Source organism: Halomonas sp. N3-2A, from assembly GCF_002216165.1.
Lineage (GTDB): Bacteria > Pseudomonadota > Gammaproteobacteria > Pseudomonadales > Halomonadaceae > Vreelandella.
The window spans coordinates 2,117,875-2,143,822 of sequence record NZ_CP022286.1 but is presented as its reverse complement, the minus strand read 5'-3'; the positions used below and the strand labels follow the sequence as shown (position 1 = coordinate 2,143,822).

The window sequence follows — 25,948 nt, the reverse complement described above, 5'->3', positions numbered from 1 at the left end:
TTCAGCAAGTACTACGGGGCGGAATTCACTGAGCACTGCCAGGTTGCCAAGGCGGTCACGGGCAATATCTATTTTTGTGCCCCGTACTGCTCATGCCAGCGTGGCACCAATAAAAATACTAACGGTCTGATTCGCCAATATTTTCCGAAAGGGACTGATTTCCGAAATGTGTCTGGCACAGAGCTACGAAGGGTCGTCAATAAGCTGAACGATAGACCAAGAAGACGGCTGGGATACCGAACCCCACCCCAGGTGTTCTTAGGAGAATACTCAGGAGCACTAAAAACCACTTATTAGTTGAACTAAGGTTCAATGAGAAGAGCAGGGCTGGTTCTTGGCAGAAGCGAAAAATTAGCTGGTGTGGGACTCGAAATAGAAAACGCCCCGGCCACTTCCTGTGACCGGGGCGTTGGCTATGTCAGGCTGCTCCCGCAGTGTGGACACGTTTCATAGGCATCGCGGGTTTCGGCCTGGTGGCGTTGGTTGCGCTGACTTGGTTCCTCTACACCATGAATAGATACCAGTTGGCCCTGCTCCCAGCGTAAGCCAATATCTTTTAACAGGTGCGAGTTTTGGAGACGTGGGTCTTCGTAAAGACGCCGCTGGGTACGATAGTGCTTAACAGCGTTGAGTAGTTTGCGGGTAATGGTTGCTACTGCCATGGGGTCGGTCTCCTGGGTTAGGAGGCCGGGCAACATCGCGATCAGGGAGTATCAAAGGTAACGATAAAACACATGGCCGCGACACCTGCCGCGGCCAATTTTCTCACTACATTTCTGGCGCGCGACAACAATAAGCCGATACCGAATTATTAATAACTCGGTGCAGCTTATTCATTCGAGTCGCGGGGATTTGCCAGCGCATGAGAAAGTCTCGTTAATAAAAATAAAGCTACTTTTTAAAAGCAGCCTTTATCTTTTAACCGATGCTTATAGGAGCGTCAACAGTTCAGTTAACGATAACCCTTGGCTTGAAGCCGAAACAGTTTTGCATACCGACCATTATAAGTAAGCAGTTCTTCATGGGTGCCACGCTCAATAATACTCCCTTGGTCAATCACAATGATCTGGTCGGCGCTGCGCACTGTCGAAAAACGGTGGGAGATTAAAATCGTCATTTTATCGTGGCTATGCTCGCGAAAGCGGGCGAATACTTCGGCTTCCGCTGCGGCATCCATCGCTGCGGTAGGCTCATCCAATACTAAAATATCGGCATTGTGGCGCATATAAGCGCGTGAAAGCGCTACTTTTTGCCACTGACCGCCAGAGAGTTCCTGGCCATTTTTAAACCAACGCCCTAGCTGGGTTTGGTAGCCATGTGGCATGCGGTCGATAAAGCTATCCGCCATGCCATCGTGAGCGGCTTGCTGCCAGCGTTGTTGGTCATCAAAGGCTTGAGTGTCGCCAACCCCAAGGTTTTCGCCAACAGAGAGTTGGTAGCGCACAAAATCCTGGAAAATAACCCCAACCCGCATCCGTAATGCCTGGGTATCCCAGTGCTTGAGGTCACTACCGTCCAGCAAAATGCGTCCTTTGGTCGGGTGGTAGAGCCGCGTTAATAGCTTAATCAGCGTGGTTTTGCCCGAGCCGTTTTCCCCGACTAATGCAATACTTTTGCCCGGCGCTAAATGTAGCGAAATATTGTGCAGTACGTCGCTGCCACCGGGGTAGGCAAAGCTGACGTGTTCGAAGCGTAACCCATCGCCTGGCGCTATACCTTTGGTGAGGTGGCCTTCTTCACCTTCGGTGGGTTGCTCGAGGTATTCGTAAAGATTGGAAAGATAGAGGTTGTCTTCGTACATACCGCTAATAGCAGTCAAACTTGCTGAAAGGGCGCTTTGGCCTTGTTTAAATACCATCAAATACATGGTCATTTGGCCAAGGGTAAGCGCGCCCGCGACAGTTTCAATCACCACCCAGCCATAAGCGGCATAAAATGTCAGCGTGCCCAGTAAGCCAAGAATAAATCCCCAGCCTTCCCGACGTAACGTTAGGCGGCGGTCTTCGGCAAATAGTTTGGTAAAGATATCCCGGTAACGCTGGAGAAAAAGACCTTCTAAGCCGAAGAGCTTTACCTCTTTGATACTGTCTTCCCGAGCAAGCACTGTTTCTAGGTATATTTGCATACGGGTTTGCGGTGAGCGCCAGCGAAATAGCCGAAAGGCATCGCCGGAAAATTTCGCTTCTGAGAGAAACACAGGCAATGCCCCCACCACCAAGATGAGTAACGCCCAGGGGGAGAACTGCACCAGTAGAAACCCGAAGCTAGCCAATGAAATAGCATTTTGTAGCAACCCAAAGGTTTTATTCACCAGCGCGAGCGGGCGCGTAGACGCTTCCCGCCGTGCCCGAGTGAGCTGGTCGTACAATTCTGAATCTTCAAACTGACTGAGTGACAGCGTGCCCGCTTTCTCTAGAATCATCACATTAACTTTCTGGCCCAGCAACGCACGCAGTAGCGATTGCTGGGCCGAAAGGCCACGTTGTGCCAGGGCAATAAACGCAATAATCAGCCCTTCCAAGGCCACTAAGCCTAATACAGGCGTTAGTGTTTCCCAGAGGTTGGGCGAACTCGCCGCCTGGTAGCTGTCCATCGCCGCCACGACGCCATCTACAATCAGTTGGCCGACCCAGGCAGCCACGGCAGGTAGAACCCCTGCCACCAAGGTGCATAACGCTAAGCCCAGCATCATCCAGCGTGAAGTTTCCCACACGAGTGCAAGCGCTCGTCTGCTATAGCGGAACACACTAAAGAAACCGCTCAGCGGTGAAGGGGAGGCAGTGTCGGACGGTAATGGCGGCATAGTGAGACAGGCAAGTACCTAGCAAGAAAGAGTGCCATGATGCGACGCTTTGGCGTTGATAGCCAGCCTACTGCAGTGCGTAAACTGCAGTAGGCTGGCTATCGGACAGTATTGCAAGACGGATATTGAAAGTTCGTGGCGAACGTTGGGTGAACGAAAATTTAAAGAGGCAGTACCGCGCCATCGGTGCGCGGCTCGGTACCGCCTTGGAGCACGCCGCTGTCAGGGTCGCGTAGAATGATTTGACCCCGGCCAAAAGTAATCGAGTCGGCGACTTTTACGATGTGATGCCCGCGGCGGGCTAGGGCAAGTGCTAAGTGGTTGGGGAAATCGGCTTCGACTTCAATTGTTGTGCCGTTGGTCCACTTCCAGCGCGGCATATCCAGTGCTGCCTGTGGGTTTAGGTGATCCTCTAGCATCGCTGTTACTACCTGCACATGACCTTGGGGTTGCATGTAGCCACCCATCACGCCAAAGGGCCCAACGGCTTGGTTATCTTTGGTGATAAAGCCGGGGATAATAGTGTGGTAAGTGCGTTTGCCGGGTGCTAACGCGTTGGGATGTTGTGGATCTAGGGAGAATGACCAACCCCGGTTTTGTAGGCTGATACCGGTACCAGGCACGACCATTCCAGAACCAAAGCCTTCAAAATTGCTTTGAATAAATGACACCATATTACCGTCATCATCCGCTGTTGCTAGGTAGACGGTGCCGCCCTTTAGCGGATTGCCATGAACCGGGTTAATGGCGTCTTGGCCAATAAGACCTGCACGTTGCGAGAGGTAATCACTCGATAGCATTTGCTCAACGCTGGGTTGCATGGCACAGCGTTCAGTGATGTAGCGTAAGCCATCTACGTAACCCAGTTTTGTTGCTTCGATACGGCGGTGAAGGGTTTCCACCGGATCTGTCGATTGGTCATCTAGTGACTCAAGAATCCCCAGCGCTTGAAGCACAATTAACCCGCTGCCGTTGGGGGGGATTTCCCAAATATCATGGCCCCGATACCGGACACTGATGGGTTTGACCCACTCCGGCTTGAATGCTTGTAAATCTTCTTTGCGTAAGAAGCCGCCATGCTGGCGTGAAAAGGCATCCATCGCATCTGCTAGGCTTCCTTGATAAAACGCATCCGCATGGCTGTTGGCAATTTCACGCAGCGTTTTTGCCATATCTGGAGAGCGCCAAACATCACCCGCTTTGGGAGCCTGGCCATTGGAAGTAAAGTGCGTAAACCAAGGGGTAAACTCTGCTGCTTTGTATTGACCATAGCGCTTTACGGCGCTTTCCCATAGCTGACTCGCTACTGGAGATACAGCAAAACCTTCTTCGGCTAATTCTATTGCTGGTGCTAACAACTGCTCAAACGGCAGTTTACCAAAACGCTCTGAAAGCGCAGCCCAAGCGCCAGGCGCACCAGGCACGGTGACCGGGACTAATCCATGGGCAGGCATTTCCTCATGGCCCAGAGCCTTAACGGCATCACATGAAATACCCTTTGGAGCAGGGCCGCTAGCATTGAGGCCATGTAGCTCACCTTTTACCCATACCAGAGCAAAAGCATCGCTACCAATACCGTTCGAGGTCGGCTCAACAACCGTTAAAGCAGCTGCTGTCGCAATGGCAGCATCAATGGCATTGCCACCTTTGCGTAAAATATCAATACCTACCTGTGCCGCAAGCGATTGAGATGTCGCGACCATCCCGCGTTTGCCAAAGGTAACCATGCGACGTGAAGCGGAAGGGTAATAGTGTGGATCAGTGTGCATTAGTATTCCTATTTAGAGGTGGCACCTAGACGTTGAGCCATTAGACGGCGCTGCTTTATATAGCTATAAATACTGTAAATCACAGAGGCAACCGCTAATGTAAGCAGCAGTGCTGATATAGGCCGAGTGAAAAAGAGCGTCCAGTCAGCACTGGTCTGGAAAGCCCGTCTTAAGTTAGTTTCTGCAATAGGGCCCAATACAACGCCCAGTACAAGAGGCGCTAACGGATAATCCAATTTCTTCAGCAGGTAGCCCACGGCACCGATGCAGGCAAGCAGATAAAGGTCTGATAAGCGGTTATTTAGGGTGTAAGTACCAATCGCGCAGCAAGCGAGCACAACGGGAACAACAATATACTTCGGTACATTTAGTAGCCGTAAAAAAGCCTTCATCAAAACAACGCCGATTAACAGCATGAAGACAGAAGCTATCGCCATGGCAATAAACATGCTGTAAACCAAGTCGGGATGATCAAGGATTAAGCGCGGACCAATGCTGATGCCGTGTACCATAATGGCTGCCATGAGAACTGCATCGGCGGGTGACCCTGGAATGCCTAATGCAATTAAGGGAATCATGCTACCGCCAACCGTTGAGGAGTTGCCTGATTCAGAAGCAACTACCCCTTGGGGCTCGCCTTTGCCAAACGTCTCTGGGTGTTTAGAAGCACGTTTAGCTTGGTCGTAGGCCAACAGGTTAGAAATTGAGCTACCTGCACCGGGTACTGCACCAATAAATACGCCGAGTAAGGATGAGCGTATAACGTTGATGGGTTTCAGGGTGATGTCTTTTACGGTTTGCCAGAGGTGAGGGCGCATATCCCCGCTAATCAGTGCCCCAGAAGAGTGATTATCTCCTCCTTTATTCTCCAGCTCTGACAGCAATTGACTCATGGCATACATGCCAATTAAAACAACCAGGAAGGGGATGCCCGCCGTAAGGATTTCATAACCAAAGGTAAAGCGCTCGCGACCCATTAATGGATCAGGCCCTATCGTTGCAATACCGATACCAATAAGGCCTGCAATCAGCCCTCTAATTAGTGAATCACCCACCAGACTGGCGATGACGGTTAAGGCAAAAATAATGAGGGCAAAATACTCCCATGGGCCTAACTTAACGGCTAGAAGTGCGAGCGGTGGTGCCGCAACGATCAGCACTGCAATAGAAATAATCGAGCCTACAAATGAAGCAAATAATCCTAATGATAGCGCCTTGCCGGGGTTGCCCTGTCTTGCCATGGGAAAGGCATCAAACGTGGTCGCAACTGACGAAGGCGTTCCTGGAATGCCCAGTAAAGCGGCGCTAAATAAGCCGCCGCTCAAGCCCCCAACGTAGACAGCAAGCATGACTGCAATACCTTGCATTGGCGGCATAGCAAAGGTGAGTGGCAAGGTAAGGACAATTGCCATGGTAATCGTAAAGCCGGGGATTGCCGCGGCAACAATACCTGCAAACGTCGCTACTGCCATGAGTAATAGCGTATAGGGTTCAGTGACACCCCCTAGCGCTACGAGAAAAGCGTCAGTCATAGATCACCTTACCATTGAGCTCGGGGAAGATAGATATTGAAGACCTCAGAAAATAAATAGTAAGGCCCTGTAGAAAAGAGGATGGCAACGAAAATGGCAATCAATACGGTAATAGGTTTTTTGGGCGCTAGATAAAATTGAGCAATAAGTAAATACGCAAAGGTGCTGATAATAAAACCGGCGACAGGCATGATTGCCACATAAATAATAAAGAACACTAGGTTAAAGATGACGGCCTTTAGCGCAATTAACCTTTTCCAAGCAACGCTAAAGGATAGGCGTGGTAAGCCGTGCTTGGAAATGTCAGAGATAGCAGCGACACCACATAAAATTGCAATGCTAACGAAAATAATTTGTGGGAAGACCCCAGCACTCATGGGCTCCCAGCGAGAGGCCGGCAATGAGCCGGCCTTGAAGGCCATTAATAAAGCACCTAGGGCGATAATGAGATAAGACAGCAGCTGTAAAGCAGAGGTCAGCGCTATCTCAGGGCTTCTGCGTTCCATAATGGCCTCCTCAAGCGTGGTGTTACCTTAATCAAGAAGGTGGGCGTTATTTTCAATGAACGCGTTATTGCGCTCTAAATAAGCGGTGTAATCTTCCCGGTTAAGGTAACGAACGGTACCGCCTACGTTCTCAATATCGGTTTTAAATTCTGTACTGTTAGCGACATTTTTAAGTGCGCTTTCCAGCGTTGTAATCACCGATTCTGGTGTGCCTTTTGGTACAACAACGCCACGGGTGACTAAAAACTCCAGATCATGGCCTAGCTCTTTCAGCGTAGGCGTATCGGGTAGCTCTTCGATGCGTTCAGAGGTCGCGGCTGCCAGTACATTCAAATCGCCATTTTCGACGAAGGCGCGAGCGGAGTAATAATCTTCAATAGCCACTGTGATATGGCCGCCTGCTAGTGCGCGTAACCGCTCTCCGGTCCCCTCATACCCCACATAGCCGAACTGAGTGCCAGTGGATTCTTCAAACTGCACAGCCCATAAGTGTGGAATACCACCCAACGTAACGCCCATTCGGTACTCACCTGGACTTGAAGTGACATCTTCGAGCATGTCATCAAGTGTTTCCCAACCCGTATCGGCATTGACTACGATGACTGAGTTATCGCTGGTCATCATGGAAACGACATCAAAATCGTCCCAGTTGAGGTCGGTAACCCCCGAATGGTGCGCAATTAGCAAGCCTTCATGTATTTGCGAAATCGTGTATCCATCGCTATCTCGCCGGGAAGCTTCGCGCAGACCTACCGTGCCACTAGCGCCAGGCATATTAATAACGGGGACAGCCTGCTCCAGCTCTGTTTCAAGGTGCTTGCTAACAAGGCGCATTAGCAGGTCGCTGCCGCCACCTGGCCCCCAGGGAACGATAAATTCAATCGGCTTCTCAGGGTAATGCTCTGTGGCTGCCGCAAAGGTAGGCAGAGAGAGTGCTGCAGCTATCGCGGTAGTGGTGAAGAGTGATTTAAAGGTCATTGGATTCCCCATTTATAGTGCTTGAGTTATTGTGAGCTGTGGCGCGTTAAACTTAGGTGCATGGCTTTTATTGTTATAAGGCTTCTGCGTCTTCTGTTATGGAATGATGATCCCTCCATAAGCTAAAGCACCCATAACCACAAAGGCGGGATGCATGTTGAAGCGCAACAAGGCGATAGCGGCCGCTATGCCGATAATCAGCGTATGGATAGCCCCGCTGGTGTTAAGGCTTTCGAGTAGAAAGCCTAAGGTTAGCCACGCCATCATGATGGCGATGACCGGGCGCACCCACTGGCTCATACGCTTGACGCGGGGAGAGTCACGATGACGGTAAAGCAGCCCCAATGCCCCCAGCATCAGCATTAAAGAAGGAATAACCGTCGCGGAAACAGCCACCAATGCACCGCCAATGCCGGCGATGTCATAGCCAATGTAGCCCGCCATTTTAGTCGCAATAGGGCTGGGGAGGGCGTTGCCCAAGGCCAGGGTTTCGGCAAACTCCTGAGAGGTCATCCAGCCATAACGGCCAACCACCTCGGCTTCAATGAGAGGAATAATGGCGGGGCCGCCGCCATAGCCAATAATGTTAGGAATGAAAAACGCTAAGAAAAGCTCCCAATAGATCATGCCGAGCCCTCCACGCGTTTTTTACCCGTTGGGCGCAGCATGGCTGTTAGCAAGATGGCACCAATTACCCAGCCAGGGTGGACACCCAGCCAATAAATTAATCCACCTGCAATAACGGCCATTAGCACGCTTGCTAGCCAGCCAAGAGCTGCTTGAGATTTGTCGAAAAAATCCCAGGTTAATTGCCCCATCATGATCATAACGACAGGAATAACTGCCTGCCCCATGCCACGTATCCAGGCAACGTCGCGATAGCGACTAAAAATACCGAGCATGACAATCATTGCCACAATCATAGGCACAATCACGGCAATAACCGCCGCAATACAGCCGCTGATGCCGCCAACCCGGTAGCCGATATAGCCAGGCATCTTAGTCGCGATAGGGCCGGGCAGCGTGTTGCCGATGGCAAGTACGTCGGCAAACTCCTCATCGGTTAGCCACTTGTGCCGGGTCACAACTTCAGCACGTACTAGCGGTATCATGGCCGGCCCCCCGCCGAAGCCGAGGAGGCCAACACGCAAGAAAGCCCAAAAGAGTGCCGACTGTTTCATATGCCCAGTGCCATTAGCAGCGGCATCTCAGTTAAAAGCATCTGTTTCGCCTCTTAATCGTTTGTTTTGTTGAAAATCGATTTTTATGAATAAAATAGAATATAGGCTAGGCTATTGTGAGACGTCAACACCTAGCCCTAGAATCTCCGTTAACAGACGCGTTCGCGAAGATGCGCAAAAGGATCACGGAATGAACAAGCACATCCCTCCTGCTGCTGATACAGCCTCCAGCCCTATTTACGATGCGTTGCGCAGAGATTTAGTCGGTGGCCGCTTTGCGGCGGGAGAAAAATTAGCCATTAATGCGCTGAAAGAGTACTACCAGGTAGGGCTAAGCCCGCTGCGTGAAGCATTAAATAAACTGGCGGCGTACGGTTTATTAATCCAAGAAAACCAACGTGGCTTCAGGGTTCCGAAGCTGTCGAGGGAAGAGCTGGATGATATTGCACGCTTGCGCACTGAACTAGAAGGCATGGCGTTTGAGCGTGCCATTGCCCACGGCGATGCGGTCTGGGAAGCCGATCTTTTGGCGGCGGCTCATCGCTTAAAACGTGCGGATGTATCACTCGATAAAGGGGAGGAGTGGGAGCGTTTACATACTCAGTTCCATCGCACTCTGGTGGCGCCTTGTGGGTCGGTGTGGTTACTGCGATTTATAGAGCAGCTGCACGACCAGTTTGATCGCTATCGCCGCTTGGGGCCCAAAATGCCCTCTATTCGGCAAGAGTTGGACGAGCAACACCATCAATTGGTGGAGCTGGCGTTAAACAGAGATGGAAAAGTGGCTCGGGCCCTAATGGATGATCATATTCATAAGTCTTATGAAGTGGCGTTGGCACGGTTTCAGGAACACGTCTGAAGCATTTACTGGTTCTTGCAGGTACACTCTTTCTTACCGGTACACGAGCAGGTTCTAACCGTGGTAATAGCCACTCTAATGTAAGGTAGTAGGCGTGATGCAAGAGGCGGATAACCAGATAGCAGAGCAAACGTTAGCGTGGGTACGCGGCTTTATTGTGGAGCACAATATATGCCCGTTTGCTAAGCGCGAGCTTGACGGCGGTAACGTTCGGGTCGAGGTGGTGCGCTCGAAAAAAGTCGACGTGGCATTGGAAGAACTAATAGCCGAAGTAGAGTGGCTGAACGAGCATCCGGAAACGGAAACCACACTGCTGGTATTTCCTACGCTGTTTAAAAGCTTCGATCACTACCTGGATTATGTCGAGCTTGCCGAAAGCCTGCTGGTCGACCTGGGGTATGAAGGTGTCTATCAGCTAGCAACCTTCCATCCTGATTACTGTTTTGCCGATGCTGAGCCTGAAGACGCAGCGAATTACACTAACCGCTCGCCCTACGCGATGGTTCATCTATTGCGCGAGGCCAGCGTCGAAAAAGCGATTGCTTTTTACGGTGATACGGAACAAATCCCAGAACGCAATATTGCCCACTTAACCGAGCTGGGCAGCGTCGCCGCTGAAGAGCTTCTGCAGCGCTGCCTTAAATAACTCGGTGACCTCTCTATGATGTCCTACCAATAAAGCGTGCCTGGTTATCAAGTGGTCACTACAGCGCTTTATACATCACGTAGCTATCGACTAACCCCTGGGATGCGTGCCGATAGGCGTTAGGAATCGTGCCGACAATCGTGAACCCTAGCCGTTGCCACAGGGCAACGGCCACTTGGTTTGTGGCCACCACGGCATTAAATTGCATCGCTTCAAAGCCATGTTGACGTGCTACCTGCTGCGAGTGTTCGCACATCTGGCGGGCGACACCTTTCCCCCTGGCAGCAGGCGTTACCATATAGCCGCAGTTACAGATGTGTTGGCCTGGGCCTGCAGCGTTGGCTTTCAGATAGTAAGTGCCCAGTAACTCGCCTTGGCTATCTTTTACCGCAAATGACGCTTTGGGCTGCTGACACCACAATGCATAAGCTGCTGCAAAGGTAATGTCAGGATCGATAGCGTACGTTTCTTGAGCGCTAACGATGGACTGAAAAGTAGGCCAGAAGACCGTGAAGTCCTCTTGCGTCATAGGTGTAAAGCTAAGTGTGGTCATAGTTTTAGCGTTTCATTAATAAGTTATCGAGCGACGTCAGCCACGATTTCATAGCTACGCAAGCGGTCGGCATGATCATAAAAGTCGCTATTGATCATTAACTCGTCCGCGCCAGTCCGCGCTTGAAAGGCCTCTAGCTCAGCTTTGACGGTGTCGGGCCCGCCAATGATGGCGGCACCTAGGAACTGGCTTACTTGGGAGCGCTCCATCGGCGACCAGTCCATCTGCTCAACCGGGGGCAGCGACTGGGTCGGCTTGCCTCGAATAAGGCTAAGAAATTTCTGTTGAGAAGTCGTTGCTAAGTAATGGGCCATGGCATCATTTTCGGCAGCGATAACGGGTAGCCCTACCATGGCATGGGGTTTGTCTAAGTGCTCCGACGGTCGGAAGTTATCACGATAAAGCCGCAATGCTTCAAATAAGTAACCCGGTGCAAATTGGGCCGCAAACGCAAAGGGGAGCCCGAGTTTTGCGGCTAGTTGTGCACTATAGCCACTAGAACCGAGTAGCCAGATAGGTACGTGGGTGCCTTGTCCAGGGACGGCTTTCACACGCTGCTGAGGGTCTGCATCTGCTAAGTAACTTTGTAGCTCATTTAGCAGCTGTGGAAAGTCATCGACGCCCGCCTGTGCATTGCGGCGCATCGCCTGCATGGTGGCGCCATCTGAACCGGGCGCACGGCCCAGTCCTAAATCAATCCGGCCTGGGTAAAGGGTTTCTAAGGTGCCGAACTGCTCGGCAATCACCAGGGGCGGATGGTTGGGTAGCATGATACCACCGCTGCCCACGCGTATCGTGGAGGTTTGCCCAGCAACATGACCAATTAATACGGCCGTTGCTGCGCTGGCGATGCCGGCAATGTTGTGGTGTTCAGCCAGCCAGTAACGCGTATAGCCGAGCTGTTCTGTCCGTTGCGCTAGGGACACGCTGTTGCGAAATGTTTCTTCAGCGCTACCTCCTTGACGAATCGGTGCTAGATCGAGCACGGAAAGGGCGGTATTGGCGAGTTGGCTCATGGGGCACCTGCATTTAAAAGCGTATGGGCGGCTAAATTTACGGCGTTATTTATTAGCACGCTAGGTATTCCAGTGTTATGTGGGCAGGTAAGAAGAAATGCAAGGTGCCATTATTGCCCGTTCGTAGCGTCGCTTAATCAGTGGGTGGCGTTGGCCGAATTAAAATCTCGTTCACATCGACGTGTGGTGGTTGAGAGAGTGCATAAATCACGGCGTTGGCAATATCGCGATCTTCAAGCGCATGCTCTGGTGACTTATCAAAGAAAGGGGTATCCACCATGCCCGGTTCAATCAAGGTGACGCGCATGCCCGTTCCGCGTAGCTCTTCACGCAAGTTATAGCCTATACCGGTCACTGCCCATTTTGTGGCGCTGTACATCGAGCCTGGAATCGTCGTTCGTCCAGCAGCTGAGCCGGTTAATAGTACATGCCCTTTGCTTCGCTTTAGCGCGGGAAGGCATGCCTGAAGCGTTAGCCCTACACCGTAAATATTGGTCAGGATCATCTCACGCCAAGCGTCGTGATCGGCACCGCTAAAACCGCCGGGAGAACCACCGCGCCCAGCGTTTGCAAAGACTGCATCGATACGCCCAAATGTTTCAATCGCTTGATCGACCATTGCTTGCTGTTGCGCCATGTCGGTGACATCCAACGCACATGCCAGCACGTTTTCTGGGCCAAGCTCCTGAGCCAATGCGGTAAGTTTTTCGGTAGAGCGGGCGGCAAGTATCAGCTGATAGCCTTCACGTGAGGCTGCTCGCGCGGTGGCGGCACCAATTCCACTTGAGGCGCCAGTGATCATTAGGACACGGTGCTGCATAGCGTGTGCTCCTAGCTCATTCAGAAAGGGGAGATATAAGAATGGCTAATTGCCCACAGTGTTGCAAATGAGCTGTTTCAGCTTGTGTGCGTGTGTTCGTCTTTGCGTTTGAGCATAGATGAAAGGTCGAGTATCGACTGCGCCATATCGGCCATGCTTTTACTGTGATCCATCGAGGTTTTACGTAAAAAACGGTAAGCCTCTTCTTCAGTCATTTCCTGGTGGGCCATGATAAGGCCTTTGGCGCGTTCGATGAGCTTACGTTCACGCAGAGCTTTACGGGTATTTTCCAGCTCATCGCTGAGACCTTGAAGGTGGCTCGACTGGGCATGGGCAAGCTCAATCAGTGAACGTCCTAATGGAGAGGTTAAAGCGCTAGCTGTCAGCTCTCCTAATGGCTGTGTATCGCTTAAGGCAAGAAGCTGCTCACAGGGAGCAAGAGTTGGCTGGTTAAGAGGTGTTTTAGCCTGCTCTAACGTCGCATGCACCTGAGTGATTTTTTGATGACATAGCGCCGTTAATTGGTGGTTTAGGGTGTCTTCAACGGCTTTGATGCTATCAATGCGTAATGTTGTTAGGTCGTACCATGTTTCACTAAGCGTTTTGTTTACGCGGCCCTCTTGATGAGAGTCTTGGCCGGCATGTTGGTAAGCAATATTGCGAAGCTGCTGAATCCCATCGAGTGTTCGCGGCGAAAGAGTCTGCTGCCAAATAAGTTCAGCCTCGGGTGAGGCAAACTCTTCAAAGGTGTCGAAGCAGCGTTGCTGATCGCGTACTAATTGGTGAATCAATTCGCGATGGGCATCGTCGAAATGCCCATGAGTAAAGCCAAAGGCACCACAGGCACGTTCTTGCCCAGCGAGTTCTTTGCCTTGCATAAGGTGGAAAATAGCCACTAGTGCGCGAGTGATATCCGGGTCTACCGAGGTATCTGCTGCTTCAAATACAATGGCGAGGAGCCCACTAATTAAGTGGTTAAAGGCTTGGGTTGCCGCATCAGGAGAGATCGCAAACGAATGAATGGCTTGCCGTAACGTGTTTAGGTCATCCAGGGCAAGCCACACCGCTGCAATCCGCCTGAGTAAGCGTGCCGCTGCCTGTGGTCGTGCTTCTTCGGTAAGCGCTTCTAGCCGCTGGCGCATAACGGTCTCGGCTTCTTGGCTATGCTGTACAAATTCCTTTCGCCGAGTAGCAAACCGTTTACCTTTCGAGACAAGGTAAATCGTCGAGGCGCCTCGTTCACGTTGGAGCGCATGGATAAAACCGCTAATGTCGCCAACGATCTCTGAGGTAGTGGCTAGGTGGTGCAGGCTATCGATATCGCATCGAAGGGCGGTTAAGAGTAGTTGTTGGGCTGAAGACATAGTGGTTTCCTTTTACTCCCCGCCTGAGATGAAATCCCCTCTGCTGCGATAAGTGTCGCGAAAACGTGTCGTAAAAAATCGTCGCGGATAAAGCATACAGAGGGGTAAGTGAGTGCTAACGCAGCGAGAGTGCGCCTGCGCTCGTATCGCCGCCAACTGCATCACGGTAGGCGGTTGCTTCTTCGGCTTCTGTGGCATCGCTGAAGCGTACTACCAGTACACAGGAAGCGAGCACTAATACGGTAATGCCAAGGTAAAAAAGCCCTTGTTGGTAGCCAAGACTTTCACTACGGAACAGAAAGGCGGCGGATACAGCACCGACGTTTCCACCCGCCCCCACGATACCGGCAACAGCACCGAGTGCTTTTTTATTGATAAAGGGCACCACGCCAAATGTTGCTCCTTCGGCCATTTGAACAAACAGGCTGAAGACCAGCATGATGCCGATTGCGAGGCTTAAGACGTGCATTTGTGAGAAGGCAATGAGTGCTATTCCTTCACACACCAAGGCGATAAACAGCCAGCGAACTCGCCCTTTTAAACCGCCTTGTTTGGCGAACAGGTCTGAAAAAACGCCGCCAAGGGTACGGGCAAAAATATTCATTAGGCCAAATAAACCAGCGATTAAACCAGCGGTTGCCAGGGTCAGGTCAAACTTGTCGAAGAAGTAGATAGCGGCAATATTATTGATGGTTAGTTCGACGCCAAAGCAGAGCCCGTAAACAATAAACAGCGCCCATACGCGAATATCTTTTGCTGCGGTCATAAAGCTTTGTACTGCGCTATTTTCACCTGTGGCTTCGGGTAGCTCGCCGCGGGCGCGCAGGTCGCTAAAGTTGCCATCGGGAGCGTCTTGGGTAAACAGCCAATAGCCAATCCCAGTAAAAAACAGTACGACGCCAGGCACCACCATTGCTAAGCGCCACCCTAGCGTTTCACTAACGCCAAGCATTAGTAGACCTGAGAAGATCAACGGCATCAGGATTTGCGTCGTACCGCCGCCCAAGTTCCCCCAGCCAGCACTGGTCGCATTGGCGGTGCCAACGACATTCGGCGCAAACATCATCGTGGTGTGATATTGGGTGATCACAAAGGATGCACCGATGGCGCCGATGGCCAGCCGAGCGAGTAAGAAGGTCTCGAAGCTATTGGCAAAACCTATGCACATAACGGGCACAGCGCCGAGCATCAACAAACCGGTATAGGTTTTACGAGGCCCAATTTTATCGCACAGCACGCCAATGAGCAGGCGGACAATAACGGTAATAGCAACGGAGGCAATAATGGTATTGCCGATCTGCGTTTGGGTGAGTGATAAATCTTCACGGACCACTGCCATCAGTGGAGCGATGCCAAACCAACCAAAAAAACAGATATGGAACGCGAACCAGGAGAAGTGGAACGCACGCATTTGAGGGGTAGAGAAGTTGAATAGCCGAATGCGGTTAGCTTTATTGCGAATGTCCATGGATGGCCTCACAGAGCACGATACGAGTGGGTCAAAACATGGCGCTTGGAAAGGCGCTATGTTGTTAACGAGAACATGCCTTCGCCATTGAAGGGCAGGTTCGACGCACTCGTACCCGTTGGGCCTGGTCCACGCCTACCATCATTCAGTAAGAGTTAAGCAATTAGTTCGCCATAAAATTATTTTAATTTTAAAATCAGCTTCTTATATATGTTTGTTTGATAGGTGGAGAGTTGTAGCAGGCTGCTAATGCACCAAGGTGGCGCATCTGTGGTGAAGACGTGCGACACCTGAGTGCTGGTTATTCGTGCAAATAAACAGCGTCAATATCCAGTGTTGAACGTTCACCTATCGCTTCAAAGTGAGTTTCTAGCCAGCGTTCGGCGGCCTCTCGCCCTTGCTCAAACAGGTAACATAGAAACGGCCACTCTGAGTTCATTTTGCTGGATACCGAGAGATCCTCTAGCGCCTGTTCGCCACTGATACGGTGGAAAAGCGCTTGCTGATAGCAGTTTTCGATCCCCTGTTCATCCAGGGTGCGCTTAAGCAGCGCAATCATGCGTATTTCTTTAATCAGGGCTGAATTAAAGGTAATTTCATTTAGTCGATTCATTATGGCTGAGGCAGACGTAGGGACTTCTTCTCTACTGATGGGGTTAATCTGCACCAACAGAATATCGCGTGCGCTGCACTCCTCCATTAACGGGAACAGCGCTGGGTTACCCATATAACCGCCATCCCAGTACGCTTCACCCTCTATCTCAACGGCTTGAAATACAAATGGCAGGCAAGCAGAGGCCATCACCGCATCTACACTCATCTCTTCGCGGCGAAAGACGCGCTGTTTTCCAGTGCGAACGTTAGTGGCTGTCACAAATAGCTTAAGCTGCTCACAACGTCTTACACGTTTGAAATCAATATGTTCGGCGACAATGTCACGCAGTGGATTAATATTCAGAGGGTTCAGTTGGTAGGGGGATACCAAGCGGCTTAAAAGATCCATAGCCACATAACCCGGTGAGTGATCGAGAGACCAGTTTCCGGTAAGTACATCAAGTGGTGAGCGGCGAATTGGGCTCGCCATCCCCGCTCGGCTAACCGCTTTCCAAAACTGGTGTAGCGCCTGGCGAGCTGTCTCTTTGTTACCGCGGGTGAGGGCGTCTGCCATAACCACACCATTCATTGCGCCAGCGCTTGTGCCACTGATGCCCTCTATTTCGATACGGTCATCTTCAAGTAAGCGGTCGATGACACCCCATGTATAAGCACCGTGGGCTCCACCGCCCTGTAAAGCGAGATCTAGCTTTTTGATCTGCGACATTGCCTTCCCTGCTGAGTGAGTGATTAAAAGCGCAGTAACCCACTCAGCATGGCATAAAAGGGTGTGATATGTGTACGCCTGCTAGGCAGGCCCACAGCACGTCATCAAGGTGAATCTGCTAATGGTGAAGGGCGCCCATTTGAAAGGGGAACCTCATAAACGGCATGCTCCATCAGTTTATCAAGCTGGAGCGCTAGCTGACTGCTGGCTTCTTCCATCATAGCCAGTGCCGCAAGCTGGCCATTATGATCACCTTGGCGGGCAAACTTAAGTGCTTCTAAACCGCTTTCATGAAAACGCTTGTGCGGTGCCGCCAGCGCTTTGTAAGCCTCCGTATGCTTATAGCGATGACCGTCCCCCATAAAGTACCAATGCCCAAGCGTGCAGTGCTGGTGATCTTCTAAATTCTCTTCCAGATGAGCAGAGAGTAGTTGCCTATAAAGGCGGCTTTTCCATACCGCATGCTCGAGTTTGGCGGCGTGCAAATAAGCCGTGGTTGTACTGTGGTGTATGACCTTATACATATGGCGTGACTGGTCTATCAACTGCTCAATGACCTGTTCTGCTGCTTGGGCGGCGCTGGTTAAGGCCTTTATTTCCTGCTGCTGATAATCACGGATCTTTGCATCTTCATTGACTTGCAATGCCGTGCGCTCGATCCACTGCGCTAGCTGATGCGCTAATTGCCGAGAGTGTTCTGATAACTCTTGCAGGTCCTGGACAATTGCTGGCATGCCTGCCGGTTGTTCATGAAAGTGAGCGACTTCCAAGGCCGCAGTAATGGCTAACGCTTGTGTATGGCCTGCGCTGTGCCCTAATTCGACACTCAGCTGACGTATATCGTGGAAGGCTTGCTCAGTCACTAAAGGGGACGCTAAATACGTGTCTATTTGCTGGCAGCGTTGGCGGTGTTGCTGCAACGTTTGTGCGCTTTGCTCGGCTTTATGGAGTCGGCTGAAAGTGTCAGTAAGTGTCGATTGCTCGGCAGCAAGGTGCTGAGCATGCACTTCTACGCCTTTGCTCAATGAGCAAAGCATGTCCGCGCCCCTGGCCTGAAGCATGCTGAGCGACTCAACCGGCGTCATCAAGCTGATCGCGCGACAGCGGTGGCGCTTTTTTTCAGCCTCTAATTGGGCATTCAACGCTGCCACTTCTTGCTCTAGGCGATGGATAGTTTGATACGGATGCATAAAAGCAAACATGGCCAGTACCTGCAAAATAGTAAATAGCTTTGTGATGTTTTGTCACAAAGTATTGCAGGTGGTTGCTGTGCGTGCCGGATTTACCTTGTATTAATGATGAAAACCAGTCTCTTGCGTTTTTGAGGACTATGTTTCTTAATGTATCCGGATCAGTCTCAAAGATTAGTCTCAAAGACCAGTCTCAAAGACCAGTCTCAACGGCGAATTCTAAAGACCAGTTTAAAGACCAGCCTTAAGGCTGGTCTCACAAAGTGGGCAGCGTCGCCGCTAGATAATTTTGATAGCAAGATTATCAGCGTTGGGCTAGGTGGGCAGCATTGTCGTTTGGGCAGCGCAGAAACTGCGACGTTGCTAACCACTCTTCATCAGGGTAGTAGGCGAAGACATACTGGTTCTCTTTCAAACTGTCGATAAGCGGATACGTGATGTCTTCGCGTACGGCAGGGCAGCCGTGGCTACGTCCGAGCCTGCCGGTCTGGGTAATAAAGTCGTCGCTAACATAGTCAGCGCCATGGATCACAATCGCTCGCTCAAACGCCAAGTCATTAACCTCTGGCTCTAAGCCATCCAGGCGCAATGAATAGCCATTACGACCATAATAACTATTCATTGTGCGAAAGAGCCCGATGCTGGATTGGTGGCTCTCGGGGGTATTGGAGAAGACCTCTGCCAACGCATCGCCAGAGCCTTGCCCATGAGAAACCAGCTCTTCAAATAGCAGCTTATGTCGATGCAGGTCGAAGACCCAAAGCCGTGGCTCGGTAGACGGAAGCGAGTAATCAATGACGGCTAAGCGCTCAGCGGTTGGGTCCGCACAGCTAAGCGATTGAGCGGCGAGTCGCAGCGCCTCTGGCGTTGCTGATGGGGCTAGTTGGAGTAGTTGATGATGCAAGGGCGAAACGCCGGGAGGTGCTGCAGAAGCGACCTGTGAGAAAAAGCTAGCGGCTTGTAAGGGAAGGCTCAATAACAACAGTGGAAGCGACAAAATGGCGGTAGAAGCACGTAGGTAAAAAGGCATAGAGTGCAATCCTGCAATAGATATCGACGAAGGAGACATGTAAACGGCTATGATAAATAGATGTAGCGTAATAATGATGAATCGCAATGATAAATAGCGACGATGAATAGTAACGCAAGGAGGAGCGATGAACGAGACAACGTTAATTAGACGATGGGCGATAGGGGTGGCTCTATGTCTGACGCTGATCCAAGCGCCTCAGTTGGTTACCAGCGCGCAAGCTGATACAGGCGCTCTTGGGCAGGCGTTAGCTCAGCGTTTAGATACTCAATCCAGTGCGTTACTGCCTGTTGAGGACTTTTACCAGCAGCTAAATCAACGGCCCGTCTGGCAAGATATCAGCCGTGTTGAAGCACTGGTGCAGGCGTTAAATAGTCTTGAAGATGATGGTTTAGCGCCTAGTGATTACGATGCGGGCATCCTGCTAAACGCATTTCAGACTAGCCAGCAAGCAGGTGCGTTGGCGCAAGCTGACTTTGATATTCAGGCCACGACAGCACTTTTACTCGCACTTGAGCACCTTTCGCGGGGCAAGGTGAATCCAAACGAGGTCGAGCCGAAATGGGATATCCCTAGGCCTGAGCGCCGCTACTCTTTGCTGCGCATTGCCCATGCGGTGGAAAATGACGATATTCAGGGCGCGTTTGACTATGTGAGGCCCTCATCAACGGAGTACGCTCAGCTACGCGATGCGCTGCGTCAATACCGTACGCTGGCTGAAAAAGGCAATGTTCCCTACCTGGCAGGTCGAGATGAGGCGTTACGCCCAGGTGATACTAATGAGGATGTGCTGATATTGCGACAGCGCTTGGCCTATTGGGGAGAAACCAACTTGCTGGCGGCAGATAGCAATGCCTACCCAATGATTGAGGTTCAATCTGCGGTTAGCAACCAGCGTACCTATGATGCTGAGTTAGAAGGGGCAGTTAAGCAATTTCAACGTCGTCATCAGTTGCAAGAAGATGGTGTTGTGGGTCAGCGCACGCGGCTTGCATTGAACACGCCGGTCACGTCGCGAATCGATCAACTGCGTGTCAACTTAGAGCGGGCGCGTTGGATCAGGCCCATTCAAACCAATGAACCGCGCGTGTGGGTTGACATTGCGGGGTATCGATTGCACTACACTCGGCCTAATGGTGAGCACTGGGATACCAGAGTGGTAGTCGGCACACCGCGGCGCGAAACGCCTATTATTCATTCGGCGATTAGCCACTTAACCATCAATCCGTCATGGACGATTCCACCGACCATTATGCGCGAGGACGTCTTACCTCAGGTTAGACGAGATCCAGGCTATTTGGCCCGGCGTAATATCCAAGTGATAAGCCACTCCGGCGAGCGGTTAAACGCTGACGCTATTGACTGGCAACGGCCAGGTGCAGTGATGTTGCGCCAAGTATCAGGTGGCGGTAATCCGCTAGGCCGCGTGGTGGTACGTTTTCCCAACAGCGAAATGATCTATCTTCACGATACACCCGCCAGAGGGTTGTTTCAGCGCGATCAGCGAGCGCTCAGCTCTGGTTGTGTGCGCGTTGAAGGCGTAACGGAATTTGCGCAGTTACTGCTTCAAGATAGTGGCAGTCGCTACCAACTGTCTTCGTTGCTTAACAGTAGTGGAAGTGATCGTAATGTTAATCTCCCTCAGCGTATTCCTGTCGCGCTGCACTACTTAACGGCCTGGCCAAATGCTCAAGGGGAAGTAGAATTCCGCGATGATATTTACCGTCGTGACGCCGACCTGTTGGCTGCATTGTCACGAGCGGTATAACGTGAAGGGCGGATTGATTGCTAGGTTTTCTATAAGAATGGTTTATAAGCAAGGTTTGTAAACGTAGACTTGCTTCAAAGCAATAACGCCGCCCTTCAGGGCGGCGTTATTGTTCAATGTAAAGAGAGGGAAGGTTACTGCTCTTCTTGGCGCTCGTAGTTGGCAACGCTGATAGTACCTGTCTCACCGCTATCCAATGCTGCCATCATGGGCTCAGCCTGGCGCTGGAAAGCAATCAAAGTATCTCCGCTTAGGCTGGTATTTTCAGGCAGCTCTACGTTCATCGCGTTGACAGGCGTGTTGTTGACGATGACTTCATAGTGCAGATGAGGCCCCGTACTCCGCCCTGTATTGCCCGAAAGCGCAATGCGCTCACCCATTTCAATACGCGCACCTTCGGTGACTAGCGGACGAGAGAGGTGCAGATAGCGGGTTTGATAGCCATTATCATGACGAACGACAATGTAGCGTCCCGCGGCATGATGGTTGCCCACTTTTTCCACGCGGCCATTGGCGGGAGCAACGACAGGTGTGCCAATAGGCATCGCAAAATCGGTTCCATTATGTGGGCTTATACGGCCAGTCACTGGGTGTTTGCGGCGCGGGTTAAAATTGGAACTTAGACGGTAATTGCCTTCAAACGGATAGCGCGAGAAAGCAGGGTCTAAGCTACTCCCCTCGGGCGTATAGAAATTGCTATCAGTAGCATTGCGAAGAAGCGTTAAGTCCATACGTTCGCCATCGTACTTAACAGCAAGCACGCGAGAGTCAAACGCTTCTCCATCAATCATGTCTGACTCAACTAGCACTTGAAAGCGATCTCCACGACGGCTGTCGCGCCGAAAATCGAGTTTTTGCTCAAGTAGGTGAGTGAGTTCAGTAACGGCGCTGCTACTTAGCCCCGTTGCCTGGGCTGAGCGCGCAAAACTACCGCTTACGCTACCCGCGTAAAGACGCTGTACCGCTTCACCCTGGCGCTCAATAACCGTGGCGGCAAAGTGCTCTTCATCGCGCTCCAGCAAGATACCGTCACGGGTGTTTTTCATCATGCGCAACGACAGTAAACGACCATTTTCATCTAACTTGTAATCGAAACTGTGGCCAGCACGCCAATGAGTAAGCATACGTGGATCCGGGAGATCCTCTAGCAACGCCATTACTTCGCTGTAGCCAAGGCCTAGCTTGTTCTGTGCCAGCAATGCAAAGGTCTCACCCGACTCAACAATATGTGTTTTCCACCTAGGGACGTAGGGCTCGTCCGCAGCAAGTTCCAGTTCGAGAAACGAAATATCACCAAATAGCTCATTGCCATAATCTTCATATGAAGTGGCATCGGCAATTTCCACGGAAGCCGTGTTATCCACTTCGGAGGAAGCCGTTTTATCAGCATCGAGCATACCGCTTGAGAGGGTCCCTAAGACCACGGCCATGTGAAGCGCGCCGTCATCCAGCTGGGCATTAGTGGGAGGTTGCGTCGTGACGCTAGCCATCGAGGCTTCGGCGCTAGTGATGACATCTAGATCGACAATTTCGGTAGCCGCGAGGTCGTTCAGCGGAATATTATCTCGCGTGGCATCAATAGCGCGAGAAGCGCGATCAATGGCTTCAGCAACGGGGGTGCGTTCTTGACGCAATGAAGGAACCCCTGGAGCAGAGTCGCTGGGAAGCGGTACAAGCACGCTTTCCAGTGGTGTATGGGATTGATTTAAGTCGTGGTAGGTCGTAATTAACTTTTGTGTGCCCAGCACAGTGACCATTGTAGCCACGGGTAACAGTAACAATTTATGTGTGCGGGGCAGCGAATGAAGAATTCGCAACATGGGTAAATGGGCCGCCGAGTTCGTGGTAAATGAATAACATGAAAGAAAGTAAACCCAAGAACCATACCCCATGAGGGTAAGAGTGAACAGACTGTATGCCTGTACACTAAATGTACTTCATTGAAATACGGAAGTAATAAGTAAGTAAATCTATTTGTGAACACCGTTCGCTAAAAAAAGTAACTTCTTGATAGCCGCGTTAGGGCTAAGTGGGCAGAGTAATTAACCATAGGGAGGTGACGCTTAGCAATATTTTCCACCAAATTTAAAAGTTAAATTAATTTCATAATGCTTTTGTATTAGATCTGTATTATTTTTGTCAAAAAATTAAGGCTGCTCGAAAGCCAATTACTCATCATGAGGCAGTCCTCAGTAGATTTGTTAAGAGGACTTAGTGATTGGCTGGTGTTAGACGCTGTCTTTTTTGTAAAAAATTGTTTCTTTTGTCGTGTTTGGCAATTTTAGTGTCGATTAGCCGTGATTTAAGGGAAAAAGTGTCAGGTAGCTCCCCTTGGCCGCCTGATACCTAGGAATAATTGTTTGCAAGCAAGTACTCCGCGCTTTTTCCTGGCATTCTATAAGGGTTTTTCGAACATAAAGCGGATTATTTCGCTGTTTAGCGTCGAGGGAATCGAAATGTCTCGAGTAACTCTTGCACAGTGGCAGATGCTGGCAGCCGTTGTTGACCATGGTGGGTTTGCGCGGGCGGCCGAGGCTATTCACAAAAGCCCATCTACGCTTAACCATGCCGTGCACAAGCTAGAAGAGCAGTTGGGTGTTCAGGTTCTGGAACCGGTGGGCAGGCAGGTACGCCTGACTGAGGCGGGCGAACTCTTATTGCGCCGAGCCCGTCAGTTAATTGAGAGTGCTGCCTCTTTAGAAGATGTTGCTACCCGTTTGGCTGCAGGCCTGGAAGCTGAAATCGTGGTCGCTATTGACCAGATTTTTCCAGCTGCTGCTCAAGCGAAAGCGCTTGAACGTTTCTCGGAAACGTATCCTCAGGTCAGAGTGCAGTTGCATGAAAGCGTGCTCAATGGTGGCACGGAAATGCTCCACGATGGTCGTGCGGACCTCGTCGTCTCAGGGATTGCGGCTCAAGGGTATTTAGGTGAACCGCTGGTGAACGTGCGGTTTATCGCCGTTGCACACCCAAGCCACGAGTTACACCAGCTTAGCCGCTCGCTAGACCTTCGGGATCTAACCCAACACCGTCAGTTGGTCGTGCGTGATTCAGCGATACGCCAGTCGACTAATTCCGGCTGGTTGAAAGCGGAGCAACGATGGACGGTGAGTCACTTAAACACGTCATTAGATATGCTGAAGCGTGGGTTAGGGTTTGCCTGGATGCCAGAAACTCGTATTGCTGATGAACTTTCAAGTGGGCAACTCAAACCTTTGCCGCTCAGTGCTGGTGGCATACGAATGGTGCCTATGCAGTTGATATTCAGAGACCGAGATCGCGCTGGCCCTGCAGCCCATGCCATGGCACAGGCATTGAAGCAGGGAGTGAGCGAGCTCTGCCCTAAGGATTCGATTTCATCGAATGAATCGCCGTAAAACATCCGCTTGAGCATCGGGGAAGCGGGCGTATGCTAAACGTCATCAGCACTATTAATACGTTTACTACATACGATTATTACAACAGGAGACCGCCCGATGGGACTGCTTGTTAACGGCGAATGGGTTGATCAGTGGTACGACACTAAGAAGCATGGTGGGGAATTTGTCCGTGAGTCTGCTCAACTGCGCGACTGGGTGGGCGACGATGCCATGATGGGCGCACCGTCAGGCAAAGAATGGGAAGGGCAGAGCTACCCTGCGCAAGCAGACCGTTATCATCTTTATGTATCGCTAGCCTGCCCTTGGGCGCATCGAGTTCTGATTATGCGCAAATTAAAAGGGCTGGAATCACTCATTGGCACTTCCCATGTCAGCCCGTTGATGCAGGATAAGGGCTGGACGTATGACCAATCTGAGGGCTCCAGCGGGGATCCGGTTAACCACGTCGACTATCACCATCAGCTCTATACGATGAGTGATTCTGCCTATACGGGACGGGTCACGGTACCGCTGCTTTGGGATAAGCAACGTAGCGCAATAATCAATAATGAGTCAGCTGATTTGATACGCATTTTTAATCACGCGTTTGATGAGTTGACCGGTAACGATTTAGATTTTTACCCTGATGACCTGCGTCGCACTATTGATGACATCAACGACGATGTGTACGAGCACATTAATAACGGTGTTTATAAGTCGGGTTTTGCGACGGATCAGCAGGTGTATGAAAAACATGTGCTGGCGCTGTTCGATGCTTTAGATCGAATGGAAAAACGCTTGAGCGAGCATCGTTATCTGGCGGGGGAGTGGTTAACAGAGGCGGATATTCGGCTTTTCACCACGCTGATCCGTTTTGATGCTGTCTACTTCGGTCATTTTAAGTGCAATTTAAAACGTATTGAAGATTACCCCAGTCTAGCAAATTACGTTCGCGAGCTGTATCAGTGGCCGGGCATTGCAGAGACCATCAATATGGACCAGATAAAACGCCATTACTACTACAGCCATGACACGATTAATCCAACGCGCATTGTGCCTGCCGGACCGCTATTGGATTTAGAGCGCCCTCATGATCGTGAACGCTTGCCAGGGCAGGGCATCCGTCGTCGAGCTTCATAATAGTTGATAAGCAGAGAGCTTCTCAGAAATTGCATCTCAAATCTCGTTACTAACAAATGGGCCACCCAGTTGCTGGGTGGCCCATTTGGCTAGTTAATCGCTAGCTTGAGCGATTTAAGTTACTGGTTGTCATTAACGGCTTCGCGAGTAGTCTGCCAAGCGCTTTGGGCACCTTCTTTGGTCGTTTGCCACGCATCGCGAGCACTGTTTTTAGTCTGCTCCCACCAATCACGATTATAGGTAGGGAAGGATTCGACTTCCTCTTGGGAAGCCTCGAGCATAATACGGTGCTCGGTACCACCATCACTCTCGGTATGGGTTTCCAGGGTAAACTGATCGGTATTAATCACAATTTCACGACCACCCAGGCCCAGAACTGCGCCGCTTTCAACGACTAACGCTGAAATGCGCATCTCTTCATCAAAAAGAATATCTTCCACTTCACCTATTTCTTCACCAGAACCACCAACAAAAAACACCTCTGCATCCATGATGTCATCTGCAGAATACATACCTTGGGGTTCAGTTGAGGCCTGAACACCGAAGGCTAAGCTGCCTAAAAGGGCGGTACTGATAGCAGTGGTAAGCATTGTCTTGCGCATAGCATCTCTCCATGTAGCTATTAATGTGCGGTTAATTGGACGA

Annotated in this window: 23 protein-coding genes and 1 pseudogene; 6 read left to right on the top strand and 18 right to left on the bottom strand. The window is 51.0% G+C overall.

The genetic code is table 11. The annotated features are described in order from the left end of the window. Positions 1 to 15 precede the first annotated feature (15 nt). Positions 16 to 297 (top strand): annotated as a pseudogene (locus tag CEK60_RS23025) (IS30 family transposase); the annotation flags it as partial. 116 nt (positions 298 to 413) lie between these two features. Here CEK60_RS23025 and CEK60_RS10135 read toward each other — a convergent pair. The 8 genes from CEK60_RS10135 to CEK60_RS10100 all read right to left on the bottom strand — a co-directional run bounded on the left by CEK60_RS10135 (position 414) and on the right by CEK60_RS10100 (position 8,769). Next, positions 414 to 662, bottom strand: a complete 249-nt coding sequence (locus tag CEK60_RS10135) for a hypothetical protein (RefSeq protein WP_089038913.1) — start codon at positions 660 to 662, stop codon at positions 414 to 416. A 290-nt stretch (positions 663 to 952) separates the two neighbouring features. Continuing rightward, the gene (locus CEK60_RS10130) at positions 953 to 2,803 is read right to left on the bottom strand and encodes an ABC transporter ATP-binding protein (RefSeq protein WP_089038912.1); all 1,851 of its coding nucleotides are present in this window, start codon (positions 2,801 to 2,803) and stop codon (positions 953 to 955) included. A gap of 161 nt (positions 2,804 to 2,964) precedes the next feature. Beyond that, positions 2,965 to 4,572, bottom strand: coding sequence for a gamma-glutamyltransferase family protein (locus CEK60_RS10125; RefSeq protein ID WP_089038911.1), 1,608 nt, complete (start codon positions 4,570 to 4,572; stop codon positions 2,965 to 2,967). 8 nt (positions 4,573 to 4,580) lie between these two features. Beyond that, on the bottom strand, positions 4,581 to 6,104 hold the full coding sequence (locus tag CEK60_RS10120; RefSeq protein ID WP_089038910.1) for a tripartite tricarboxylate transporter permease: 1,524 nt from the start codon (positions 6,102 to 6,104) through the stop codon (positions 4,581 to 4,583). Between the two features lie 8 nt (positions 6,105 to 6,112). After that, positions 6,113 to 6,610 (bottom strand): tripartite tricarboxylate transporter TctB family protein, encoded by a 498-nt coding sequence (locus tag CEK60_RS10115; RefSeq protein WP_089038909.1) that lies wholly within the window; start codon positions 6,608 to 6,610, stop codon positions 6,113 to 6,115. 27 nt (positions 6,611 to 6,637) lie between these two features. Then, positions 6,638 to 7,588 carry a tripartite tricarboxylate transporter substrate binding protein gene (locus CEK60_RS10110; protein WP_089038908.1) on the bottom strand — a complete coding sequence of 317 codons (951 nt, stop codon included), beginning with the start codon at positions 7,586 to 7,588 and terminating at the stop codon, positions 6,638 to 6,640. Positions 7,589 to 7,684: 96 nt separating this feature from the next. Beyond that, on the bottom strand, positions 7,685 to 8,215 hold the full coding sequence (locus CEK60_RS10105) for a chromate transporter (protein WP_089038907.1): 531 nt from the start codon (positions 8,213 to 8,215) through the stop codon (positions 7,685 to 7,687). Beyond that, positions 8,212 to 8,769, bottom strand: coding sequence for a chromate transporter (locus tag CEK60_RS10100; RefSeq protein ID WP_089038906.1), 558 nt, complete (start codon positions 8,767 to 8,769; stop codon positions 8,212 to 8,214). Before CEK60_RS10100 ends, CEK60_RS10105 begins: the two co-directional genes overlap by 4 nt. A gap of 190 nt (positions 8,770 to 8,959) precedes the next feature. Between CEK60_RS10100 and CEK60_RS10095 the strand changes: the two genes are divergently transcribed. Next, positions 8,960 to 9,628, top strand: a complete 669-nt coding sequence (locus CEK60_RS10095; RefSeq protein WP_089038905.1) for a GntR family transcriptional regulator — start codon at positions 8,960 to 8,962, stop codon at positions 9,626 to 9,628. Between the two features lie 97 nt (positions 9,629 to 9,725). Continuing rightward, entirely contained in the window at positions 9,726 to 10,274 is a 549-nt protein-coding gene (locus CEK60_RS10090) for a DUF1415 domain-containing protein (RefSeq protein WP_089038904.1), read from the top strand. 58 nt (positions 10,275 to 10,332) lie between these two features. On the opposite strand, the gene CEK60_RS10085 is transcribed toward CEK60_RS10090, so the two are convergent. The 8 genes from CEK60_RS10085 to CEK60_RS10050 all read right to left on the bottom strand — a co-directional run bounded on the left by CEK60_RS10085 (position 10,333) and on the right by CEK60_RS10050 (position 19,036). Beyond that, positions 10,333 to 10,827 (bottom strand): GNAT family N-acetyltransferase, encoded by a 495-nt coding sequence (locus tag CEK60_RS10085; protein WP_089038903.1) that lies wholly within the window; start codon positions 10,825 to 10,827, stop codon positions 10,333 to 10,335. 23 nt (positions 10,828 to 10,850) lie between these two features. Beyond that, positions 10,851 to 11,843: an LLM class flavin-dependent oxidoreductase gene (locus CEK60_RS10080; protein ID WP_089038902.1), complete on the bottom strand. Its 993-nt coding sequence runs from the start codon at positions 11,841 to 11,843 to the stop codon at positions 10,851 to 10,853. A 133-nt stretch (positions 11,844 to 11,976) separates the two neighbouring features. Beyond that, positions 11,977 to 12,663 carry an SDR family oxidoreductase gene (locus tag CEK60_RS10075; protein ID WP_089038901.1) on the bottom strand — a complete coding sequence of 229 codons (687 nt, stop codon included), beginning with the start codon at positions 12,661 to 12,663 and terminating at the stop codon, positions 11,977 to 11,979. Between the two features lie 77 nt (positions 12,664 to 12,740). Further along, a complete protein-coding gene (locus tag CEK60_RS10070) occupies positions 12,741 to 14,027 on the bottom strand; it encodes a nitrate regulatory protein (RefSeq protein ID WP_089038900.1) in 1,287 nt (428 codons plus the stop codon). A gap of 115 nt (positions 14,028 to 14,142) precedes the next feature. Then, positions 14,143 to 15,495 (bottom strand): NarK family nitrate/nitrite MFS transporter, encoded by a 1,353-nt coding sequence (locus CEK60_RS10065; protein WP_089038899.1) that lies wholly within the window; start codon positions 15,493 to 15,495, stop codon positions 14,143 to 14,145. A 301-nt stretch (positions 15,496 to 15,796) separates the two neighbouring features. After that, complete coding sequence (locus CEK60_RS10060; protein WP_089038898.1) at positions 15,797 to 16,816, bottom strand: patatin-like phospholipase family protein; 1,020 nt, start codon at positions 16,814 to 16,816, stop codon at positions 15,797 to 15,799. 104 nt (positions 16,817 to 16,920) lie between these two features. Next, on the bottom strand, positions 16,921 to 18,018 hold the full coding sequence (locus CEK60_RS10055) for a CZB domain-containing protein (RefSeq protein WP_089038897.1): 1,098 nt from the start codon (positions 18,016 to 18,018) through the stop codon (positions 16,921 to 16,923). A gap of 292 nt (positions 18,019 to 18,310) precedes the next feature. After that, positions 18,311 to 19,036 carry a murein L,D-transpeptidase catalytic domain family protein gene (locus tag CEK60_RS10050; RefSeq protein WP_089038896.1) on the bottom strand — a complete coding sequence of 242 codons (726 nt, stop codon included), beginning with the start codon at positions 19,034 to 19,036 and terminating at the stop codon, positions 18,311 to 18,313. A 127-nt stretch (positions 19,037 to 19,163) separates the two neighbouring features. On the opposite strand from CEK60_RS10050, the gene CEK60_RS10045 reads away from it, so the two are divergent. Then, complete coding sequence (locus tag CEK60_RS10045) at positions 19,164 to 20,804, top strand: L,D-transpeptidase family protein (protein ID WP_089038895.1); 1,641 nt, start codon at positions 19,164 to 19,166, stop codon at positions 20,802 to 20,804. 134 nt (positions 20,805 to 20,938) lie between these two features. On the opposite strand, the gene CEK60_RS10040 is transcribed toward CEK60_RS10045, so the two are convergent. Next, the gene (locus CEK60_RS10040) at positions 20,939 to 22,624 is read right to left on the bottom strand and encodes a peptidoglycan DD-metalloendopeptidase family protein (protein WP_089038894.1); all 1,686 of its coding nucleotides are present in this window, start codon (positions 22,622 to 22,624) and stop codon (positions 20,939 to 20,941) included. 636 nt (positions 22,625 to 23,260) lie between these two features. On the opposite strand from CEK60_RS10040, the gene CEK60_RS10035 reads away from it, so the two are divergent. Then, positions 23,261 to 24,181 (top strand): LysR family transcriptional regulator, encoded by a 921-nt coding sequence (locus CEK60_RS10035; protein ID WP_089040900.1) that lies wholly within the window; start codon positions 23,261 to 23,263, stop codon positions 24,179 to 24,181. Between the two features lie 99 nt (positions 24,182 to 24,280). Next, complete coding sequence (locus CEK60_RS10030) at positions 24,281 to 25,303, top strand: glutathione S-transferase family protein (RefSeq protein ID WP_089038893.1); 1,023 nt, start codon at positions 24,281 to 24,283, stop codon at positions 25,301 to 25,303. A 119-nt stretch (positions 25,304 to 25,422) separates the two neighbouring features. Here the strand turns inward: CEK60_RS10030 and CEK60_RS10025 are convergent, their stop codons facing one another. Next, the gene (locus CEK60_RS10025; protein WP_089038892.1) at positions 25,423 to 25,905 is read right to left on the bottom strand and encodes a PRC-barrel domain-containing protein; all 483 of its coding nucleotides are present in this window, start codon (positions 25,903 to 25,905) and stop codon (positions 25,423 to 25,425) included. Positions 25,906 to 25,948 lie beyond the last annotated feature (43 nt).

What these genes read in the sequence shown, in the direction of transcription:
- CEK60_RS10135 (WP_089038913.1), bottom strand. Translation starts at nt 662, where the DNA reads ATGGCAGTAGCAACCATTACCCGCAAACTACTCAACGCTGTTAAGCAC.
- CEK60_RS10130 (WP_089038912.1), bottom strand. Translation starts at nt 2,803, where the DNA reads ATGCCGCCATTACCGTCCGACACTGCCTCCCCTTCACCGCTGAGCGGT.
- CEK60_RS10125 (WP_089038911.1), bottom strand. Translation starts at nt 4,572, where the DNA reads ATGCACACTGATCCACACTATTACCCTTCCGCTTCACGTCGCATGGTT.
- CEK60_RS10120 (WP_089038910.1), bottom strand. Translation starts at nt 6,104, where the DNA reads ATGACTGACGCTTTTCTCGTAGCGCTAGGGGGTGTCACTGAACCCTAT.
- CEK60_RS10115 (WP_089038909.1), bottom strand. Translation starts at nt 6,610, where the DNA reads ATGGAACGCAGAAGCCCTGAGATAGCGCTGACCTCTGCTTTACAGCTG.
- CEK60_RS10110 (WP_089038908.1), bottom strand. Translation starts at nt 7,588, where the DNA reads ATGACCTTTAAATCACTCTTCACCACTACCGCGATAGCTGCAGCACTC.
- CEK60_RS10105 (WP_089038907.1), bottom strand. Translation starts at nt 8,215, where the DNA reads ATGATCTATTGGGAGCTTTTCTTAGCGTTTTTCATTCCTAACATTATT.
- CEK60_RS10100 (WP_089038906.1), bottom strand. Translation starts at nt 8,769, where the DNA reads ATGAAACAGTCGGCACTCTTTTGGGCTTTCTTGCGTGTTGGCCTCCTC.
- CEK60_RS10095 (WP_089038905.1), top strand. Translation starts at nt 8,960, where the DNA reads ATGAACAAGCACATCCCTCCTGCTGCTGATACAGCCTCCAGCCCTATT.
- CEK60_RS10090 (WP_089038904.1), top strand. Translation starts at nt 9,726, where the DNA reads ATGCAAGAGGCGGATAACCAGATAGCAGAGCAAACGTTAGCGTGGGTA.
- CEK60_RS10085 (WP_089038903.1), bottom strand. Translation starts at nt 10,827, where the DNA reads ATGACCACACTTAGCTTTACACCTATGACGCAAGAGGACTTCACGGTC.
- CEK60_RS10080 (WP_089038902.1), bottom strand. Translation starts at nt 11,843, where the DNA reads ATGAGCCAACTCGCCAATACCGCCCTTTCCGTGCTCGATCTAGCACCG.
- CEK60_RS10075 (WP_089038901.1), bottom strand. Translation starts at nt 12,663, where the DNA reads ATGCAGCACCGTGTCCTAATGATCACTGGCGCCTCAAGTGGAATTGGT.
- CEK60_RS10070 (WP_089038900.1), bottom strand. Translation starts at nt 14,027, where the DNA reads ATGTCTTCAGCCCAACAACTACTCTTAACCGCCCTTCGATGCGATATC.
- CEK60_RS10065 (WP_089038899.1), bottom strand. Translation starts at nt 15,495, where the DNA reads ATGGACATTCGCAATAAAGCTAACCGCATTCGGCTATTCAACTTCTCT.
- CEK60_RS10060 (WP_089038898.1), bottom strand. Translation starts at nt 16,816, where the DNA reads ATGTCGCAGATCAAAAAGCTAGATCTCGCTTTACAGGGCGGTGGAGCC.
- CEK60_RS10055 (WP_089038897.1), bottom strand. Translation starts at nt 18,018, where the DNA reads ATGTTTGCTTTTATGCATCCGTATCAAACTATCCATCGCCTAGAGCAA.
- CEK60_RS10050 (WP_089038896.1), bottom strand. Translation starts at nt 19,036, where the DNA reads ATGCCTTTTTACCTACGTGCTTCTACCGCCATTTTGTCGCTTCCACTG.
- CEK60_RS10045 (WP_089038895.1), top strand. Translation starts at nt 19,164, where the DNA reads ATGAACGAGACAACGTTAATTAGACGATGGGCGATAGGGGTGGCTCTA.
- CEK60_RS10040 (WP_089038894.1), bottom strand. Translation starts at nt 22,624, where the DNA reads ATGTTGCGAATTCTTCATTCGCTGCCCCGCACACATAAATTGTTACTG.
- CEK60_RS10035 (WP_089040900.1), top strand. Translation starts at nt 23,261, where the DNA reads ATGTCTCGAGTAACTCTTGCACAGTGGCAGATGCTGGCAGCCGTTGTT.
- CEK60_RS10030 (WP_089038893.1), top strand. Translation starts at nt 24,281, where the DNA reads ATGGGACTGCTTGTTAACGGCGAATGGGTTGATCAGTGGTACGACACT.
- CEK60_RS10025 (WP_089038892.1), bottom strand. Translation starts at nt 25,905, where the DNA reads ATGCGCAAGACAATGCTTACCACTGCTATCAGTACCGCCCTTTTAGGC.